We start from the raw sequence: 17,234 nt of genomic DNA, 5'->3' as shown, positions 1-17,234 counted from the left end.
CCCTCCTCAGGCCAGGGCCGGCTGGCCGCGCCGCACGCGGCGTTCGACCAGCGAAAAAACGAGGTTCGAAACAAGCGTGATGGCAAGGTAAAGCAGGGCGGCGGCAAGGAAGAACAGGAAATATTGCTTGGTGCTGGCCCCGGCCAGCCGCGTCGCGAGCGCCAGTTCCTGATAACCGACGACCGCCACCAAGGCGCTGTCCTTGGTCACCGCAAGCCAGAGATTGCCAAGCCCCGGCAAGGCGTTGGGCAAAAGCGCCGGCAAGACCACCCGGCGGAACCGTAGGGCGGGTGACATGCCGAAGGCGCGCGCCGCCTCGATCTGCCCGCTCGGAATGGCAAGGATCGCACCGCGCAGCACCTCGGTCATATAGGCGCCCTGCACGAAGCCCAGAACCGCAACGGCGGCAACGAAACCGTTGACCTCCAGCGGCGGCATACCAGCCAGCAGCAGCAGCCGGTTGAGACCGTCAGTACCGGCATAATAAAGCCCGACGATGAGGATCAGCTCGGGAACTGCGCGGATCGCGGTGGTGTAGAGGCTGAGCAGCAGGCCAAGCGGCCTGTTGCCCGAAAGCTTGCCGAGCGCCCCCGCCATGCCGATGGCAAGGCCGATCAGATAGGCGCCGGCGGAAATGGCAAGCGTCGACGCCGCACCCTTCAACAGGGTGCCGCCCCATCCCGGAGGATAGGGAGACAGAAGTTGCAACGTGGTTTCAAGGCTTGCCATATGCGTGACCGATCAGATCGAATTACTGCCCGTAAATATTGAAGCTGAAGTACTTCTTGCTGATCTCGTCATATTTGCCGCTGGCGCGTACGGCGGCGATTGCCGCATTCAGCTTGGCCTTGAGTTCGGTGTCTTCCTTGCGCAGGCCACCCGAAACGCCGAGACCGAGGATTTCCTTGTCGTCGGCGACATCGCCCATGTCGGCGCAGCAATCCTTGCCCGCATCGCTCTTCACGAAAGCGTCGAGGACGATGGAATCGCCGAAGACATAGTCGATACGGCCAGCCGCGAGATCCTGAAACGCCTCGTCCAGCGTCTGGTAGGTCTTCTCATCGGCGACACCGGCGAAGTACTTCTTGTAATATTCAGACTGGATCGTGGCCACCTGAATGCCGATGGTCTTGCCCTTGACGTCCTCGGCCGTCGCACCCGCCTTTTCGCCCTTGGCGCCGATCAGCTTGCTCGGCGTGTTGTAATATTTATCGGTGAAATCGATGATCTTCTGACGCTCTTCCGTGTTCGACATGGAGGACCAGATGACGTCGAATTTCTTCGTCTGCAGCGCCGGGATGAGACCATCCCAGGACAGTTCCACGATCGAGCATTTTTCCTTCATTTCGGCGCAGACGGCGTCCATGAGGTCGATTTCCCAGCCCTGCCACTTGCCGCTGGCGTCCTTGGCGAAGAAGGGCGGATAGGCCTCGTTCATGATGCCGAAGCGCACATCGGCGCTGGCGGTGAAGGCGGAAAACGCAAATGCCGTTCCGGCAAGCAGCGTGGCGAAGAATTTCATTCAAGTCTCTCCTGTTAAAACGGACTGTCAGGCAAAAGGGTCAATTGGCCAGCGCGCCGGTGAATTCCCGGCAGCGGGCGCTCGTGGGGTTGCCGAACACCTGCGCCGGCGGCCCCACCTCCTCCACCCGGCCCTGATGCAGAAACACGACCTGGGAGGACACATCGCGCGCAAAGCGCATCTCGTGGGTGACGAGCAACATGGTGCGGCCTTCCTCGGCCAGATCGCGGATGACCTTCAGAACCTCTCCCACCAGTTCCGGATCAAGCGCCGAGGTGGGTTCGTCGAACAGCATCACCGCCGGTTCCATGCAGAGAGCACGCGCAATGGCGGCGCGCTGCTGCTGTCCGCCGGACAGGAATGCCGGATAGGCGTTTTTCTTGTCGTAGAGCCCGACCTTGTTCAGCAGGGCTTCGGCCTTTTCAACCGCCTCCTGCCGCTTGACGCCGAGAACATGAACGGGCGCCTCGATGACGTTTTCCAGAACGGTGCGATGGGCCCAGAGATTGAAATTCTGGAACACCATGCCGAGACCGGTGCGCAATTTTTCCACCTGCCGCCAGCTTTTCGGCACGGCCTTGCCGTCGCGGCCGGTTTTTGTGGCGATTTCCTCGCCATTGATGATGACACGGCCGCGATCCGGCGTTTCGAGAAAATTCATGCAGCGCAGAAAGGTGCTTTTGCCGGAACCGGAAGACCCGATGATCGAGATGACATCGCCCTTATGGGCCTGCAACGAAACGCCCTTCAAAACTTCATGCGTGCCGAAGCTCTTGTGGATGTCATCCGCTTCGAGCGCGCAGGCGCCTGTATCTGCCATCGATTGACCTAGCCGATCCGTTTTTTAGTGCCGCCGCGTCGATACCCCCGGGGGTTGCGATGCGACTTGCACAATAACAAAGACTTGAGCCGCGCATGTTTAGCGAAAATAGCTGCAGACGCGCGCAACAATCGGCTCTTTTACATATTCGCAACGAAAAATCATTTCAAAATATCACCTGGAACGAACAACCGGGGAAACCTGCCGCCGTTGGGGTATCGGGGCCGCCCCAGTTCTGTCCGGTTCCCCCTCCGCCTCGTCCTCCACGAGGCTGGCATTGGCCTGCAGATGCAGGCCCATCACCGCCACGATGAGGAAGAACCAGACGAACCCGGTGCTGAGGAAAAACAGCGTTTCCAGAAAGCCGTAGAGCAGCACGTAAAGCCATACACCGACATAAAGCCGCGTCAGCGGACTGTTGCGCGTGGCGTCATTCATTTTGCCGAGATACTGCAGCGGCAGGAGATAGATCCACACCATCACCAGCATCAGACCCGGCACGCCGCCGGCCAGCAGAAGGTCGAAATAACCATTGTGCGAATCCGGCGCGGTCGTCGCCCAGGTATTGTTCTCGGTAAAACTCGACATCAGGGCGTCGCTGCGCCAAAAGGCCTGATAGCCATATCCGAGGAGCGGGCTTTGCCTGATATAGTCGATGGCGACGGTCCAGATATCCCTTCTGCCGGTAAAGCTGGCATCAAGCCCCAGCTTCGTCAGCATCTGCGAAAAGACAGGATCGACGGTGGTACCGACGGTCACCAGCGCGAAGACCGCCAGAAACAGGGTTACGACCGGGTAGCGCCAGCGAGGCCAGCGCAGGATGAACCAGCCTGTCGCAATGATGATCGGCATCAGCCCAAGCGCGGTCTTGCCGCCGGACTTGACCAGAAAGACCAGCGACAGCAACAGCACCGACAGCCCGCCGATGAAAGACCAGCGCTTGCTGAGATAAATGCCGACGATGATCAACACCGCCATGACCGAGGCGGCCTCGTTCTTGTGGCGGAAAACCCCGCGCCAGTCTCCCGCCAGAAGCGGTTCCAGCGCATCGCTTGCCTGGTGGATCGAGCGCGAGGGCAACACGGTGATTCCGAAATAGCACAGGAACAATATGATCAGCGCGCATGTGGCGAGCAGCGTCGTGAAATGCCGCTCCGTGCGCGGCAATTGCAGGAAACCGCCGGCAAGCACACAGATAATGGCGCACATGACAAGCCGCCTGAGCGAAAACAGCGGCGCTTCGCCCGCCACCGAAGTCAGGACAAACCAGCCGAAAATCGCCGCCATCAGCAGGCGCGGCATGAAGAGGATGGAAAACGACCGCTCCTTCGCCATGAAGGCCAGGAAACTGAAAAACAGGATGATCGCCGTCAACTGGTTGAGCAGGTTGGACCCGGCCGCCATGGCGGAGCCCTGATAGGTCGATGAGAGCGAGATATAGGGCGAAAAGCCGACCGTGAAATACAGGAAAGTCACGTAAAACAACGCGTCCCGCCAATAGCCCCGCCGCTGTTCTTCATGCGCTGCATCCATAAGGGGTTTTTCTCTCCCTCTTTCCTGAAGCCACCCGCATTAAAACTCGTGCTTCTCATATTCGATAATACGAATATCCCCCGCAAATCCTATTTTTTAGTTATCCGTGATGCACGGGCAAATAGCACCGCGATCGTCCGCTTTTTTCTCAGGAAACCGAAAGCGGGAGGCAAAGGACGAGACAGTCATTTCCAAAAGTTAAACTTCAAAACCCAAAAAAGCGTCCGCGAAAATTGGTCCATATTTCATCCTTCGGTTGCTTAACTAAGTATATTTTGTTAACCTCAAATGAGGCAGGGCCAGTAAAGTAACAAGCTGATATAATAACATTTTATCTTAATACGAACATTTCCGGACCTAGTGGATTGCCGGTTTTATATCTATATTAATACATTCAAATATACGCTTCCTATGGTTGATTTCATCAATGCGCGAAAGCTGGAGGCCGAGGGTGGACGTTCCGATACACACCAATATGGGCGATGGCGATAGTGGGCAGTCGCCACAACGCCCGGTTCAGCCAGGTGTCTCCGGTGTTCGCCCCATGCGCAGGGACGACGTTCCCGCAGTCGAGGCCGTGCTCAACAGCGCTTTCAAGAAGAACGGGCAAGAACGGAACTTCAATTTCCGCTCCTATATCGAGAAACTGTTTTTCGGCAGTCCCGCCTTCAGCCCGGAGAACGGCAGCGTTGTCTACGACGCCGGGGAGAACAGGGTCACAAGCGTCATCCTCGCCGTGCCCATGCGTTTCGTCGCGAACGGGAAAACCATTACCGCAAGGCTGCTCTGCGCCTTCGCATCTGATGGGAAACAGGGTGCGCTCGGCGCGGCGCGCCTGTCTCGGGGCATGCGGGCATCCAAACACGACATGCTGTTCTCGGACACGGCTTCACCCGTTAGCGCCGATCACTGGGTGGCGACCGGGGGCAACATGTTGCCGATTGAAAGCCTGCAATGGCACAAGGCGCTCAAGCCCTTCTGCACCATTGCCCTGCGCATGCCGCGCCGTTCCAAACTGGCCAAAACCACACTTGCCCTGACCACGCTCGGTTTCGTGGATGGAATCCTCAGACGCTGGAAAAAGGGTCTGAGACCGCAGGAGGCGGCCGGCGCCACGGTAAAAACCGTTGACTACGAAACCTTCCGCCGCAGGGCGCTCACGATGATCGAGCGTTTTTCCATTCGCCCGGAATGGTCTCACGAGGAATTCCACTGGCTGATAGAGATGAGCAGGGCCAATGAAAGCCTCGGTGAACTGAAGGGCGTGATGATCGAGAATGCCGAAGGCCATGCCATGGGTGCTGCGCTGTTTTTCGGCCAGCGGGGACGAACGGCCTATGTGCTCAATCTCGTCTGCGATGCCGGCTGCGAAAACGATGTGCTCAACACCCTGTTCCGCCATTTCGATGACGAGAACTATGCCCATGTCACCGGCATGTCGCAGCCGTTTCTCATCAACGCGCTTTACCGCCAGAACCACATGAGCTTCCGCCATGACGGTTATTTCTGCATGGCGACCCGGGATGACGAGCTGAGGGAAAAGGCGCTGGCCGGCGATATCTATATTGGCGGGCTGTGCTCGGAAAGCTGGAGCAAGCTCATAACAGACTACTGAGGCCTCCACCCGGCAACGGGACGGAGCGCCGACTGGGCACCCTCAAGCCTAGCTGAACCGCCCGACGTTGGCCGAGATGAGATGGCGCAGCGCTTTCGCATAACGTTTGGAGCGCGTCTTGGCAGCCAGCGCGCTGGTCCAGTCCACCATCGACCCGTTGATATCGAAATCGCCGAGCTGTCCCTCGGGAATATCGCCCTTTTCGATGCGCTCGACGATGGACGCGAGTGCCGCATAAAATTCCGGCGAGCGATAGGGCGGATGCAGCGAATACATGCCCTTGCCCGTGCCGAGAAAATCGAGCCGGTGGACGCCGCTGCGCATCATGTTGGTGCTCAGCACTTCCTCGGCGGGCATGGAGACCGGCTGCTGGTTATAGGCATAGGAGCGGATGCGCCGTTTGACATCGGGCCGCAGCAACTCCAGCGAACCGATCCGCTTCGCAAAACGATCCATGTCGATCAAGAAAAGGCGGGTGGACACCGTGGCGAAACGCCAGGTGGGAATGCGTGACGGCAACTTGCGCGGCTCAGGGATGTTCTTCACGCCGGGCATGCCGACATGGCGGGAAATATCGAGATCGCCGCGCACCGTCGGCGGCCCCGAAAAGGGCGTGATGCACAGCGCATCCGGATTGGCCTTCTGCAGCGCGATCGCCTCGGCGAACCAGCTCTGGCTGCCGCCGCCGAACATCATGTCGCTGTCCATATGCAGCACATAACGGGCATTGGCGCGTTTGATACCATGGAAATAGACATGGAAAGGCCCGCCGTCGAAAGCCTTGGCGGGATAGGGAATGGGTGAGCGGGAAAAGAAGGTCTGCGTCACCGCGCTGCGCGCCGCATCGCTGTAATCGACGATATCCACATGCAGATGCGGATAGTTGGTCTGCATTTCCTCCAGCATGTCGAAGAGACGCTGGCGCGCCGCATCAAAACCGTTGCCCTTGTAGCGGCCTGCCCCCACCTGGCCCGTATCGACGGTCAGGAGAATGCGATCCACCTGTCCGCCCCAGACCCTGAGCTGATGCGGCAGGGTCAGGGCCGCATGCGGAGCATCGAAGGGATGGAGGTTGATTTGCAGCGCCTTTTGCACGGGAGGAAGCGGCATTTCAGCATTCATAGTCATGCACCACGGTTCCGGAATTCATTGATGACGGCCATCATGGGTTTTTCGTTGAAACTCCAGTCGAGCGGCAGCGGCCGGTTGGCGGTGCCGTCGCGACGCGGATAGGCCCAGCGGATCCAGCTATATTGATCCGAAATGCCCCATGTGGTGATGGAGGAAAGCGGGCCGCCTGCAGAAGCTGCTTCCAGAAACTCGCGGACCTGGCCGGTGATCAGCATGTCGCGCTCGGCCTCCGGCGCCGGCAGCGTCTGGTCCATCACGTCAAGTTCCGTCACCAGAACGGCAAGACCGTAACTGCGCATTTCCGTCGTGAAGGCGGCAAGCTCGTCCTTGGCGATCGGCCAGCCGCCGCGCAAATGCCCCTGGAGGCCGATCGCGTTGATCGGCGCGCCCTTTTCGAGCAGTTCGAGGATGAGATTGCGGAAAGCGGCGCGTTTGGCCGGCGATTTCTCGGCGGCAAATTCGACGTCATATTCGTTGAGCACGAGCTGCGCCTTCGGATCGACCGCATGGGCGATCTCGAAAGCCTTCTTGATGGCATCAGGCCCCGCGCCATAATACCAGGCATCACGCCGCGCACGCACATTGCCCGGCACGTCGGGGATCGGTTCGTTGACCACGTCCCAGCTGTGGATCACGTCCTTGTATCGCTCCATCACGGTAACGATATGGGTCTCCATCAGCTTTTCGACCTTCATGCCGCCGCCGATGCTCGCAAGCCAGGGCGCGTTGGAGGCATACCAGATCAGCGGATGGCCATGCATGGAAAGCTTGTGCTGACGCGCGAAGTTGGCGATTGCATCCGCAGCGGTGAAATCGAACGCTTCAGCCGAAGGCCGCAGAACCTCCCATTTCATTTCGGTGACGGGGGTGATGCGCGAGCAATATTTCACCACCGCCTCGCCGATGCGGCTATCGGCGGTGAGGTCAGGCAGGTAGACGGCCGCGCCATAGGGGGCGGTTTTGATCGTGGCTTTCTTCTGCGCGGCAAAGGCCGGGCCGGCCACGGCATGCAGCAGGCCAGCGCTTGCCGCACCACCCAGAAAATTCCGCCGCCCGATCCGCATCAACCCGCCTCCGCAACCCCGGCGCATCGGCGTCCGGAAGGACGCACCGCGCTTTCATTCTCAAAACATAACATTCCAATCATGCCAAAAGGATATTAAAGATTTGCAAGGTTAACCGACGCTATACCACGTCATAATTGGTGAGCTCCGCTTAATGCGGTAGTAACTTCACTGTGAGAATGCTTGGGCCGCCCCTCATGGAGTTGAAAAGCTTGGTCTCCGTTTCGATTGTCATTCCCGTTCGCAATGGCGAGCGTTACATCGTGGAAGCGATCGAAAGCGTGTTGCTGCAGGGCGAGACCATCCGCGAAGTGCTTGTTGTCGATGACGGCTCCACCGACACCACCGCGCAAAAGGTGGAAGGTTTTTCCGATCCGCGCGTGAAACTTCTGGCCCGGCCGCAGGGAAGACAGGGCGTTTCCGCCGTGCGCAATTTCGGCCTGTCGCAGGCGCGCGGCGAATGGACGATGTTTCTCGATGCCGACGACCGTCTGAAACCGGGCGCCATCGCAGCGCTTTGCGCCGGCATTTCCGGCCCTGAAGTCGTCGCCGTCTATGGCGATTACGAGCGCATCGATGAAAACGGCGTCAAGATCGGCCGGCGCAATCTCATTCGCCGCCGGGAAAAGCCTGACGGTTTTATTCTCCAGCCGCTGCTCGGCGGAAACTTCATCGTCAACGGCGGCATCATGCTGGTCAGGACCCGCATCTTTCAGGACTTTGGCGGTTTCGACGAGACCTTGCGTTATGCGGAAGACTGGTACGGCTGGTGCAGGCTCGCCGCCGCCGGCCGTTTTGCCTATCTGCCCGGCCGCCATGTGCTCGACTACCGGGTGCACAGGACGAGCGTGATGATGAACAGGCTTTTGACCTTCCGGGATTGTGAACCGGCCATCGAAGCCGTGTTTTCCGATCCCGCCATCATCGCAGCCGTCTCCCCGCAGGAACTGCGACGGCTTCGCCGCAAGTCCGAAAACCACATGAATGCCTATACCGTGGCGCAGGCCTTTCGCGCCCGCCGCTACCGCGAGGCCTTTTCGGCGCTTGCCGATACCTTCCTCAACCGCCCGCGCCAGAGCCTCAGGGCCGTCGTTTTTTCCGCCGCCGCACTTGCCGGAATTTAGGAGTTTCCATGTCCGAGATCATGCCGGAAGCGGTGGTGTGCATTCCAAGTTTCCGCCGGCCGGAAGGCCTGAAAAAGACGCTCGCATCGCTCGCAGCCCAGAAGGTCGATTTTCCCTTCGCCGTCGTCGTTGTCGATAATGATGGCGCAGGCCAGCAGGGTCTCGCCGTCGCGCGCGCCTTTTTCGCCGAGAGCGGCATGGCCGGTCAGGCGCTGGTGGAACCGACGCAGGGCAATTGTTACGCCATCAACACGGCCTTCCGTACCGCCCGGCAGACTTATCCTTCGGCTGAGTGGTTGCTGATGATCGATGACGACGAGGCCGCCTCCCCCCAATGGCTTGCCGAAATGGTTTCGGCTGCAAAGTCCTTCGGCGTCGATATCGTCGGCGGACCGGTCAACCGCGAATTCGACGCCCCGGCTTCGAAGGCGGTTTTATCGCATCCACTGTTCGGCTCCATCGAAGCGCCGACCGGCCGGGTCGAGCAAATCCACGGATCGGGCAATTGCCTGATCTCCCGGCGGGTGTTCGAAACCCTGCCGAAACCGGAATTCGACGTGCAGTTCAACTTCCTCGGCGGCGGCGACATGGACTTCTTTACCCGCTGCCGCAAGGCCGGTTTTAAATTCGCCTGGAATGCGCAAGCCGTCATTATCGAATATGTGCCGGAAAGCCGCATGGCGCCGCGCTGGATCATGGAGCGCTCGCTCCGCACCGGCATCATCAATTACAGCATCGACCGCGCCCGCCGCCCCGGCCTGAAAGGCGGACTGCAGCTTGCCGCCAAAAACGCCGTCAGCCTGTGCCTGTCGCTGGTGCGCGCCGTTTCCGCCGGGTTGAAAACCGGCGCACTGCTGCCCGCCACCCATCCGCCGCTGATGTCCATCGGCCGGGTGATGGCAAGCCTCGGCATCACGCTGACGCCTTACAAGGCGCCGGCGAAGAAGACCTGAAGTCTCCAATCACTCCAGCCGTGGTTAGCTCAGGGTCTTTTCCCTGCCGAGCGAGATTGTATTTATAAGCCGTTTCTGCAAACCGAACGACGAAAAGGCCGTCGCAAGGACGAGCAGCGGCACGAGCACCGGCCAGAAGAAACAAAGGACAATGCCGGTTACCCGATAAAAATCCCAGCTCTTATCGCGGCGGGCGCCTTCGATATAGGTCATGGCGAGAGAGGTAACGGTGCCAATTCCATATATGAAAAGAGAAATGGACGTAATCACCATTGGTGGCCTCGAAATATCTCTGATTCGAATAAATTTATAATATTTGTGCAGTGTAGCGCACCCGTTCGCAGTTGCAACGGGTTTCGGCGGCGAAGCGCATCGATTCAATATGTTAGAGAAATCTCAAATTATCGGGCGGGAGAGGCGCAATGCTCTAGCGATTTTGCCCCGACGCCCCGAAGCGGTACTTCAGCAGCGAATATATGGCGATCGGATTGGTCAGCAGGTAACGTTTTCCAAGACGCTTCGGCTCAAGCATCGCCCGGTAGAGCCATTCCAGCCCCATATCCTGCATCCATTGCGGCGCCCGGCTGTTCTTGCCGGCGAGAAAATCGAAAAGGCCGCCGCAGGTCTTGATGACAGCGATGCCGGAAAGCCTGTCCAGATTGCGCGAAACGAAACGCTGCTCCAGCGGTATGCCGAAACCAACCCAGAGAATATCTGTCCCGGATGCGGCGATATCGGCGAGGATCGCCTCTTCCTCGGCCCGGCTGAAATAGCCGTTGCGCCGCCCGGAAAAGACGAGGCGCGGATAAAGTCTCTGCATTTCCTCGACCGCCGCACGGTTCACCTCTTCGGAGCCGCCGAGGAAATAAAACCGGCTGCCCGTCTCTTCGGCGCGCTTCGCCACCGCATGGACGAGATCAGTCGTCGCGACTCGTTCCCTCAATGCCCTGGGGCAGAATTTGCGGGAGAAGATCACCAGCGACATGCCATCGGCGTGGATCTGGTCCGCCTGCCGCAGCATGGCGTCGAATTCCCGATCGTGATGGCAGAGCGCAATGACCTGGCCGTTTGCCGACGTCGAATAAAACGGTCTTGCACCGGCGGCGCGCGCCGTCGTCGCACGCAGGATGAAATCCCGCGCCGTTTCATCGATGGTCGCGTCAGTGATGGGTAACGCCGCAAGCGGAATAACCGGCCAGACCTGACCAGTCCCCTCCGCATCCGGCATCTCTCTCCCTGTCATGATCTGTCCGGTGTCCAATATAGGCATCGTTTCATTGTTATATTCACGCTTATGCATAGGGTATAAGGCTTCAAACACTACGAAGAACTATCATTAATATTTTTATAAATCCCCGTATGCCGCAGGCATTTTACACGCCTGAAGGTTGTGCGCCACATTTTCTGCCTATTCCGGTTTTCCAGCCGATGGGTTAAGGGACGCGGAAATCAAACCACGGAAGGGCTCCGGCCATGGAAACAATCTCGATCGACAATCGCGGCGATTTCGGCCTCTGGGCGATAGAACGGGCAAAAGAAATCGTGGCCAACGAGGCCTCCGATCTTGCGATTTCGGTTCGCGACGGTGACGAGGCCGGCATTCGCGATGCCGGCAATGCGCTGGGTGCTGCCATCGCCGCCGCCCTGCTCGAAGTTTATGACGGTCTTATCTCGGAAGAATAACTCGGCACGAGCCGCCTTACGGCTTAACGCGCCACGGCTTCCGCATGATCGTCCCGGCGCAGATAACCCCAGAGGCCGAGAGCCACGGCAATTCCGAGACCGAGGAACAGGCCCCCGACGCCACCGGCAATCAGGAAGGTCAGCTTGCCGGGCGGCCAGCTTCTGGAATTGGGTGCGACCGGCTGCGAAATCACCCGCACATTGGTGGAATCGATCGACTGCTGTTCGGCCAGCTGGCGCGAGCGGGTCAGATAGGTCTCGTAGATCGCCGCCGCCGAGCGGGCGTCGCGATCAAGATCACGCAGCCGCACCTGGGCGTCATTGTCGGTAAAGACATTGGCGCGTTCCGCCACGGCCTTCAGCCTCAGCGCATCCAGCGAGGAGCGCGCTTCGGCGACATTGATCTTGGCCGCCTGCAGGATGCGCCGCGCCTCGTCCGCCATGCCGCGTTCCAGCATCGCCCGCTCCGCACCCGCGGTTGCAAGACGCGGATGGCGGGCGCCATAGGTCAGCGTCATCGCGCCGATCTGCTGCTGCAGGGTACTATATTGGGCGCGGATGGTGTTCATGGTCTGGCTGTCGAAGATGGCGTCGCTCTGGGTGCGGTTCTGGGCAATCGCCGCCTCCATCTGCTTGAGACGCGATTCTTCCTGAATGAGGCGCTGCTGGGTCGCAAGCACCTGCGCATTCAGCTCGCCGGATGCGAGATTGCTGACGAGCTGGCCATTATTTTCCTGCAGGCCGTTCTCGCGACGGAAATCGGCCACGCGCTTTTCGGCGATGGTGACATTCTCGCGCATTTCCTCGAGCCGCTTCTTGAGATCGTCGACGACGCGCTGGCTGCTATCCGAGGTCGTCTGGAACAACTCGCTTTCGAAGGCCTTCACGATGGCCTTGGAAACCGTCACGGATTTTTCCGCATCATTGGTCCAGACCGAAAGCGTCACGACAAAGGAACGCGGATCGCGTTCCGCCGCCACCCTGTCGCCAAGCGAGCGAAGCGCACCGACCCGGTTGTCGCCATCGTCAGGCGCGGAAGAGAACATCGCCTTCAACCGGGCAAGCAGTGGTGGCGTTATGAATTCACGGTCCTGATCGAGCTTCAACTCGTCCACCACCCGCGCCAGCACGTTGCGTGAGGTGATGGTGCGCAGCTTGCTTTCCACCTCGAGGATCTGCGTGTCGCGCTGCTGGTTGGGTGAAAACACCCCGTCATTGACGACATTCAGATTGGAGGGATTAACGACGATATCCGTATAGGCCTTGTAGCGCGGCGGCGTCATATAGGCGTAGGTAAGTGCGCCGGCGACGCAGAGAATGATCGCCAGCACGACCCAGATGATGCCTTTGCGAAGCCAGAGGATGACGTCATCCACACCGATCCTGTCGATATATTTCAGACCGGGCAGCGCAGCCGCCAGACTGCCGCTCGGCGAAGTCGTCTTCACCGGCGTCTCGGCCGGAGCCGGCTCGGCAGCAGTCGCCGCCGGTTTCGGCTCAAGATGCTCCTTCAGCACCGTGCGCTCGAAAACCTCGTCCTCATCCACCAGATCGTCCAGCAGGGAACCATGGGGTTTCGCGGCGGGCGCCGTTTTTTCATCGAGCGGACGTGCCTGCTTATGTCCCGCCTTTTGAAGCCTGTACATCAGCCAATCCAACTCGAACGAACCACAAAAAAGGCCGGCAACACATGGTTCTCATCGTCGCCAGAGCCGCTATCGACAGACAAGTTTAAATATGACGGGTGAATTTTAGGTTACCCGCATTTGTTTGCACCATCATCGCCTATTCGCGGCCGCCATGAAAGGGATGATTGACTTGAATGGATCGATACGGTTCTTTCAACCGTTATATTTTTGCATTATCCATTTGACCCTCAAAAGATTTTATCGAAACGGAGTTTGGCATGAGCCTGAAATTTGGAACGAGCGGCCTTCGCGGCCTCTCTGTCGATCTGAAAGGAAAAGCCTCGGCCGTCTATGCCACGGCATTTGCAAGGCACCTTCTCACATCGGGTCAGGCAAAGGCGGGTGATCCCATTCTCGTCGGCCGCGATTTCCGCGATTCGAGCCCGGATGTTTCCGCCACCTGCATCGCTGCGCTGAAAAAAGCCGGCCTGACCCCGTTCGATTGCGGTGCGGTGCCGACACCAGCGCTGGCGCTTTATGGTCTTTCGCTGAAGGCGGCAGCGCTGATGATAACAGGCTCGCATATCCCGGCCGACCGCAACGGCATCAAGTTCTACCGCCCGGACGGCGAAATCGACAAGCAGGACGAGACGGCGATTGCCGCTCTCGCTGCTGAAATCGAGGCGGAGGGCGTAAGCGCCGAGGCGGCGACGGCGGAGGACCATTCCGCCATCGCAGCCGAACTATTCTACGAGCGCAACATCGCGCTGCTGCCTGAAAAAGTGCTCGCCGGCCTCAAGATCGGCGTTTATCAACACAGTACCGTGGCGCGCGATCTCTTTGTCGATGTGCTTGCCCACTATGGTGCGGATGTCGTTCCGCTCGGCCGCTCCGAAACCTTCATCCCCGTCGATACCGAAGCGGTTTCGCCGGAAACGCTGGCGCTTCTCAAAAAATGGTCGCCGGAGCACGGTCTCGACGCCATCGTTTCCGCAGACGGCGACGGCGACCGCCCGCTGCTGACCGATGAAAACGGCGTGCCGCTGCGCGGCGACCTCATCGGCCTGATCACCGCCAATTTCCTCGATGCCGGCGTGGTCGTCACCCCCGTGACCTCCAATTCGGGCATCGAGGCAAGCGGCTCCTTCGAGGTCATCCGCACCAAAGTCGGCTCGCCTTTCGTCATCGCCGGCATGACTGAGGCGCTCGCCGCCGGCAGGAACGGCGTCATGGGTTTTGAAGCCAATGGCGGCCTGCTGACGGCCTCGGCCTTCACACTCAACGGCAGGCCGCTTTCACCATTACCGACGCGGGACAGCTTCCTGCCGATCCTCGCCGTGCTGCTTCTCTCGGCCGAACAGAAAAAGCCGCTGTCGCAGATCGCCGCCGCCTATAATCTGCCGGTGGCCGCCGCCGACCGTCTTGAAAATTTCGCCCAGGAAAAAAGCGCCGCCCTGATGACGCATCTGCGCGCCTCGCGGACCAATCTCGACGCCTTCCTCGCCCCGGTCGGCTCCGTCAAAGCGCTGAGCGACATTGACGGCCTGCGCGTGGCGCTCACCGACGGCAGCACCATCCACTTCCGCCCTTCCGGAAATGCTCCGGAAATGCGCTGCTACGTCGAGGCCGCCAATCAGGATGAGGCCGAAACGCTTCTGAACAAGGGGCTCGATCTCATCCGTAATTTCGGATGATGTTTTGCATGATGCCGGGCTTGCCCGGCATCTGTCCTCTTTGACCTGTCGCAAATGTCGCACCCCGCCAGTGCCCTGTTGCTCTTCCGGCTCTGCGGAGCGATAAGGACCGGAGGGCCACAAGAGGCGGATTATGAGCGGCGAGACCATTACCCTTTATGAAGCGATCGGTGGCGATGCGACCGTCAGGGCGCTCACCCGGCGCTTCTACGAATTGATGGATACCCTGCCGGAGGCAGCGCGCTGCCGCGCCATCCACCCTGCCGATCTCTCCGGCAGCGAGGCGAAGTTCTACGATTATCTGACGGGATATCTTGGCGGACCGCCCGTCTATGTCGAGAAACACGGCCATCCGATGTTGCGGCGACGCCATTTCGTCGCCCCCATCGGCCCCGCCGAGCGGGATGAATGGTTGCTCTGCTTCCGCCGCGCCATGGACGAAACCATCGAGAACGTGAAGCTGCGCGAGATCATCTGGACGCCGGTGGAACGGCTGGCCTTTCACATGCAGAACCAGGAGGCAGACAGCCAATGACCACGCAGAGCGCGACCATCGCAAGCGTTCCCCGTGAAAGATTGCGGGCCTTCATTCTGTTGCTGGGCGGCCTGCTGGGCGCGGCCGGGGTCATGCTTGCAGCCGCAGCCACCCATACCGGCGAAACCTATATGCTCGGCAATGCCTCGGCGATGGCGCTGGCCCATGCGCCGGTTCTGGTGGCGCTGCATATCGGTGCGGGTCGCATCAGAACCGCCATTCCGGCGGGCCTGATCCTCGGCCTCGGCACGGCGATCTTTGTCGGCGATCTCGTTGTCAGGCATTTTTCCGGCCACAGCCTGTTTCCCTACGCTGCACCAACGGGCGGCCTCGGCATGATCGTCGGGTGGCTGGTACTCTGCGCGGGAGCGTTTCTGAAGCCGAAGGGCTAGCTTTCAGCCCTAACGCCGCTTCCAGCGAAACGATAGAATATTGCGGCCCTCTTCAGCCGCCGCGCCTATTTCGAAAGCCGGTGTTTCACCCGGCTGGCGGGTAAGCAGATGGGGAAAAATCACAACATTGCCGCCGCTTCTGGCAACGCGGTTGCGTCTCTCCCGTTCACCGACGATTTCATAGATGTCCGTCAGGACGGGGTCGCCGGCCTGCTCGGCCATCTTGTGCAGTTCCACACGGCAGGCTTCTGCTACCGCGGGATCTTCATCGTGGAAATTACTGCGCTCGTCGCTCATCGCTGGAGGTCCGTTCATTCATCGTCTGCAGCGCCCGCTCCAGACTGGATTTGCTGCCATTGCGCAGCGGAATGAACGTCTTGCCGAATTTCTTGCAACCCGACTTCACCCGCAGACACGCATCGTGGCTGATACAGTCGATCGGGCAGAAAACGCAGTCGACGGAGGGAAGGACGGTATCGATGCGGGAGACGGCCTCGCGCAGGCCGCCATCATGATGAATGAGTTCCGCACCGAAATTGCTGGCGATCTGGCGAAGATGCGCAACCTGACAGTCACGGCCGCCGACATAAAGAAAGCTTTTCGGCCCGGAAAGCTGCTGTTCGGCCACGTCCTTTTCGGTCTGTGGCGCGCCCTTGCCCTGCTTGCCGCCGCGTTCGGCCTTCTTCTTTTCCTTGCGTGCCATTCCCTCACCTGCCGGTTGATTTTTCAATGCCCCGGACGTTCGGGATGCCGGCACCATAATAAAGATGAGTTTTGGAGTAAAGTATAAAGGTGATAATTTTCCTCATGTTTTGACATAAAGAATCGATCACATATTCGCGAGAACGGTCCCGTTCAGCCGTTTATCCGCAATCCGCCCATGAAAAGCTGCTCCAGATGCCGGGCCGCATCTTCGAAACGGCCTTCGCCACCATTCTTGTCACCCAGCACCGCCCGCACCTGCACGTCGAAATCCGCATAATGCTGGGTGGTCGACCAGATCGAGAAAATCAGGTGGTAGGGATCACATTTGGCCATCCGTCCGGCCTTCACCCAGGCGCGGATGACCTCGGCCTTCTCATCCACCAGTTGTTTCAGCGGTCCTTTCAGCTCGTCCTCAATATGCGGCGCGCCCTGCAGGATCTCATTGGCGAACAGGCGGCTCTCACGCGGAAAATCGCGCGACATTTCCAGTTTGCGGCGAATATAGGAGCGGATCTCGCTTTCGGGATTGCCCTTGGCGTCGAAAGCCCTGAGCGGGTCAAGCCATGTATCCAGCACCCGCTCGATCAGCGCGCGATGCATCGCCTCCTTGGTGCGGAAATAATAAAGCACGTTCGGTTTCGACATGCCGGCGGCCTCGGCAATCTGGTCGATGGTGGAGCCGCGAAACCCGTTCGTGGAAAAAACACTGAGCGCGGCTTCAAGAATCGCTTCCTGCTTTTCTTCCTGAATGCGGGTCCGCTTCTGTGTTTTCGCTGCTCGCGGTATGGCCATTCTCAGCTCTCTGTTTCTTTTCAATGCAATTGCCGCTACAGTA

At 59.4% G+C, this 17,234-nt stretch carries 18 protein-coding genes and 1 pseudogene; 7 read left to right on the top strand and 12 right to left on the bottom strand.

All coding sequences use genetic code 11. The features are described 5' to 3' along the window. Positions 1-6: 6 nt before the first annotated feature. The 4 genes from V6R85_RS08255 to uppW all read right to left on the bottom strand — a co-directional run bounded on the left by V6R85_RS08255 (position 7) and on the right by uppW (position 3,875). Complete coding sequence (locus tag V6R85_RS08255; protein ID WP_035213481.1) at positions 7-729, bottom strand: ABC transporter permease; 723 nt, start codon at positions 727-729, stop codon at positions 7-9. A 22-nt stretch (positions 730-751) separates the two neighbouring features. Next, positions 752-1,522, bottom strand: a complete 771-nt coding sequence (locus V6R85_RS08250; protein ID WP_003509438.1) for a transporter substrate-binding domain-containing protein — start codon at positions 1,520-1,522, stop codon at positions 752-754. Between the two features lie 40 nt (positions 1,523-1,562). Further along, positions 1,563-2,342, bottom strand: a complete 780-nt coding sequence (locus tag V6R85_RS08245; RefSeq protein ID WP_111834153.1) for an ABC transporter ATP-binding protein — start codon at positions 2,340-2,342, stop codon at positions 1,563-1,565. A 174-nt stretch (positions 2,343-2,516) separates the two neighbouring features. Beyond that, on the bottom strand, positions 2,517-3,875 hold the full coding sequence (gene uppW, locus V6R85_RS08240) for a Wzy-type polysaccharide biosynthesis protein UppW (RefSeq protein ID WP_020809376.1): 1,359 nt from the start codon (positions 3,873-3,875) through the stop codon (positions 2,517-2,519). Positions 3,876-4,419: 544 nt separating this feature from the next. Between uppW and V6R85_RS08235 the strand changes: the two genes are divergently transcribed. Further along, the gene (locus V6R85_RS08235; protein ID WP_060725220.1) at positions 4,420-5,490 is read left to right on the top strand and encodes a hypothetical protein; all 1,071 of its coding nucleotides are present in this window, start codon (positions 4,420-4,422) and stop codon (positions 5,488-5,490) included. A 48-nt stretch (positions 5,491-5,538) separates the two neighbouring features. On the opposite strand, the gene uppG is transcribed toward V6R85_RS08235, so the two are convergent. Next, positions 5,539-6,612, bottom strand: coding sequence for a polysaccharide biosynthesis glycosyltransferase UppG (uppG, locus tag V6R85_RS08230; protein ID WP_060725221.1), 1,074 nt, complete (start codon positions 6,610-6,612; stop codon positions 5,539-5,541). Between the two features lie 2 nt (positions 6,613-6,614). Next, on the bottom strand, positions 6,615-7,685 hold the full coding sequence (gene uppI, locus V6R85_RS08225) for a polysaccharide biosynthesis UDP-hexose transferase UppI (RefSeq protein ID WP_003509427.1): 1,071 nt from the start codon (positions 7,683-7,685) through the stop codon (positions 6,615-6,617). Positions 7,686-7,897: 212 nt separating this feature from the next. On the opposite strand from uppI, the gene uppH reads away from it, so the two are divergent. Both uppH and uppJ read left to right on the top strand, forming a co-directional pair. Then, the gene (gene uppH, locus V6R85_RS08220; RefSeq protein ID WP_236762497.1) at positions 7,898-8,809 is read left to right on the top strand and encodes a polysaccharide biosynthesis endo-1,4-beta-xylanase UppH; all 912 of its coding nucleotides are present in this window, start codon (positions 7,898-7,900) and stop codon (positions 8,807-8,809) included. A gap of 8 nt (positions 8,810-8,817) precedes the next feature. Further along, on the top strand, positions 8,818-9,762 hold the full coding sequence (gene uppJ / locus V6R85_RS08215) for a polysaccharide biosynthesis UDP-hexose transferase UppJ (RefSeq protein WP_065695276.1): 945 nt from the start codon (positions 8,818-8,820) through the stop codon (positions 9,760-9,762). Between the two features lie 24 nt (positions 9,763-9,786). On the opposite strand, the gene V6R85_RS08210 is transcribed toward uppJ, so the two are convergent. Beyond that, positions 9,787-10,035: a hypothetical protein gene (locus V6R85_RS08210; protein ID WP_060725224.1), complete on the bottom strand. Its 249-nt coding sequence runs from the start codon at positions 10,033-10,035 to the stop codon at positions 9,787-9,789. Positions 10,036-10,189: 154 nt separating this feature from the next. Beyond that, complete coding sequence (gene uppL, locus V6R85_RS08205) at positions 10,190-10,990, bottom strand: polysaccharide biosynthesis UDP-hexose transferase UppL (protein WP_111834154.1); 801 nt, start codon at positions 10,988-10,990, stop codon at positions 10,190-10,192. 245 nt (positions 10,991-11,235) lie between these two features. Between uppL and V6R85_RS08200 the strand changes: the two genes are divergently transcribed. Continuing rightward, positions 11,236-11,445: a hypothetical protein gene (locus V6R85_RS08200; protein WP_003509414.1), complete on the top strand. Its 210-nt coding sequence runs from the start codon at positions 11,236-11,238 to the stop codon at positions 11,443-11,445. Between the two features lie 23 nt (positions 11,446-11,468). Here the strand turns inward: V6R85_RS08200 and uppM are convergent, their stop codons facing one another. Further along, complete coding sequence (uppM, locus tag V6R85_RS08195) at positions 11,469-13,091, bottom strand: polysaccharide biosynthesis protein UppM (protein ID WP_162695499.1); 1,623 nt, start codon at positions 13,089-13,091, stop codon at positions 11,469-11,471. A gap of 260 nt (positions 13,092-13,351) precedes the next feature. On the opposite strand from uppM, the gene uppO reads away from it, so the two are divergent. The 3 genes from uppO (at position 13,352) to V6R85_RS08180 (ending at position 15,694) form a co-directional block, all read left to right on the top strand. Beyond that, the gene (uppO, locus tag V6R85_RS08190) at positions 13,352-14,767 is read left to right on the top strand and encodes a polysaccharide biosynthesis phosphomannomutase UppO (RefSeq protein ID WP_174054492.1); all 1,416 of its coding nucleotides are present in this window, start codon (positions 13,352-13,354) and stop codon (positions 14,765-14,767) included. A gap of 133 nt (positions 14,768-14,900) precedes the next feature. Then, complete coding sequence (locus tag V6R85_RS08185) at positions 14,901-15,302, top strand: globin domain-containing protein (RefSeq protein WP_060725227.1); 402 nt, start codon at positions 14,901-14,903, stop codon at positions 15,300-15,302. Next, entirely contained in the window at positions 15,299-15,694 is a 396-nt protein-coding gene (locus V6R85_RS08180; protein ID WP_060725228.1) for a DUF423 domain-containing protein, read from the top strand. The genes V6R85_RS08185 and V6R85_RS08180 overlap by 4 nt, the downstream gene beginning before the upstream one ends. A gap of 9 nt (positions 15,695-15,703) precedes the next feature. Here the strand turns inward: V6R85_RS08180 and V6R85_RS08175 are convergent, their stop codons facing one another. The 3 genes and pseudogenes from V6R85_RS08175 to rutR all read right to left on the bottom strand — a co-directional run bounded on the left by V6R85_RS08175 (position 15,704) and on the right by rutR (position 17,191). Then, a complete protein-coding gene (locus V6R85_RS08175; RefSeq protein WP_111834101.1) occupies positions 15,704-15,991 on the bottom strand; it encodes a hypothetical protein in 288 nt (95 codons plus the stop codon). Next, a pseudogene (locus V6R85_RS08170) lies at positions 15,972-16,295 on the bottom strand (DUF2325 domain-containing protein); the annotation flags it as partial. The gene V6R85_RS08175 and the pseudogene V6R85_RS08170, both read right to left, overlap by 20 nt. Positions 16,296-16,549: 254 nt before the next feature. Beyond that, positions 16,550-17,191: an HTH-type transcriptional regulator RutR gene (rutR, locus tag V6R85_RS08165; protein WP_003509395.1), complete on the bottom strand. Its 642-nt coding sequence runs from the start codon at positions 17,189-17,191 to the stop codon at positions 16,550-16,552. Positions 17,192-17,234: the final 43 nt, after the last annotated feature.

This window comes from Agrobacterium sp. CCNWLW32 (assembly GCF_037083425.1).
Classification (GTDB): Bacteria; Pseudomonadota; Alphaproteobacteria; order Rhizobiales; family Rhizobiaceae; genus Agrobacterium; species Agrobacterium radiobacter.
This window is presented reverse-complemented; position numbering and strand designations above follow the sequence as displayed.

Excerpts from the sequence above, each read along its gene's own strand:
- V6R85_RS08255 (WP_035213481.1), bottom strand. The coding sequence starts at position 729 with ATGGCAAGCCTTGAAACCACGTTGCAACTTCTGTCTCCCTATCCTCCG.
- V6R85_RS08250 (WP_003509438.1), bottom strand. The coding sequence starts at position 1,522 with ATGAAATTCTTCGCCACGCTGCTTGCCGGAACGGCATTTGCGTTTTCC.
- V6R85_RS08245 (WP_111834153.1), bottom strand. The coding sequence starts at position 2,342 with ATGGCAGATACAGGCGCCTGCGCGCTCGAAGCGGATGACATCCACAAG.
- uppW (WP_020809376.1), bottom strand. The coding sequence starts at position 3,875 with ATGGATGCAGCGCATGAAGAACAGCGGCGGGGCTATTGGCGGGACGCG.
- V6R85_RS08235 (WP_060725220.1), top strand. The coding sequence starts at position 4,420 with ATGCGCAGGGACGACGTTCCCGCAGTCGAGGCCGTGCTCAACAGCGCT.
- uppG (WP_060725221.1), bottom strand. The coding sequence starts at position 6,612 with ATGAATGCTGAAATGCCGCTTCCTCCCGTGCAAAAGGCGCTGCAAATC.
- uppI (WP_003509427.1), bottom strand. The coding sequence starts at position 7,685 with ATGCGGATCGGGCGGCGGAATTTTCTGGGTGGTGCGGCAAGCGCTGGC.
- uppJ (WP_065695276.1), top strand. The coding sequence starts at position 8,818 with ATGTCCGAGATCATGCCGGAAGCGGTGGTGTGCATTCCAAGTTTCCGC.
- V6R85_RS08210 (WP_060725224.1), bottom strand. The coding sequence starts at position 10,035 with ATGGTGATTACGTCCATTTCTCTTTTCATATATGGAATTGGCACCGTT.
- uppL (WP_111834154.1), bottom strand. The coding sequence starts at position 10,990 with ATGCCGGATGCGGAGGGGACTGGTCAGGTCTGGCCGGTTATTCCGCTT.
- V6R85_RS08200 (WP_003509414.1), top strand. The coding sequence starts at position 11,236 with ATGGAAACAATCTCGATCGACAATCGCGGCGATTTCGGCCTCTGGGCG.
- uppM (WP_162695499.1), bottom strand. The coding sequence starts at position 13,091 with ATGTACAGGCTTCAAAAGGCGGGACATAAGCAGGCACGTCCGCTCGAT.
- uppO (WP_174054492.1), top strand. The coding sequence starts at position 13,352 with ATGAGCCTGAAATTTGGAACGAGCGGCCTTCGCGGCCTCTCTGTCGAT.
- V6R85_RS08185 (WP_060725227.1), top strand. The coding sequence starts at position 14,901 with ATGAGCGGCGAGACCATTACCCTTTATGAAGCGATCGGTGGCGATGCG.
- V6R85_RS08180 (WP_060725228.1), top strand. The coding sequence starts at position 15,299 with ATGACCACGCAGAGCGCGACCATCGCAAGCGTTCCCCGTGAAAGATTG.
- V6R85_RS08175 (WP_111834101.1), bottom strand. The coding sequence starts at position 15,991 with ATGAGCGACGAGCGCAGTAATTTCCACGATGAAGATCCCGCGGTAGCA.
- rutR (WP_003509395.1), bottom strand. The coding sequence starts at position 17,191 with ATGGCCATACCGCGAGCAGCGAAAACACAGAAGCGGACCCGCATTCAG.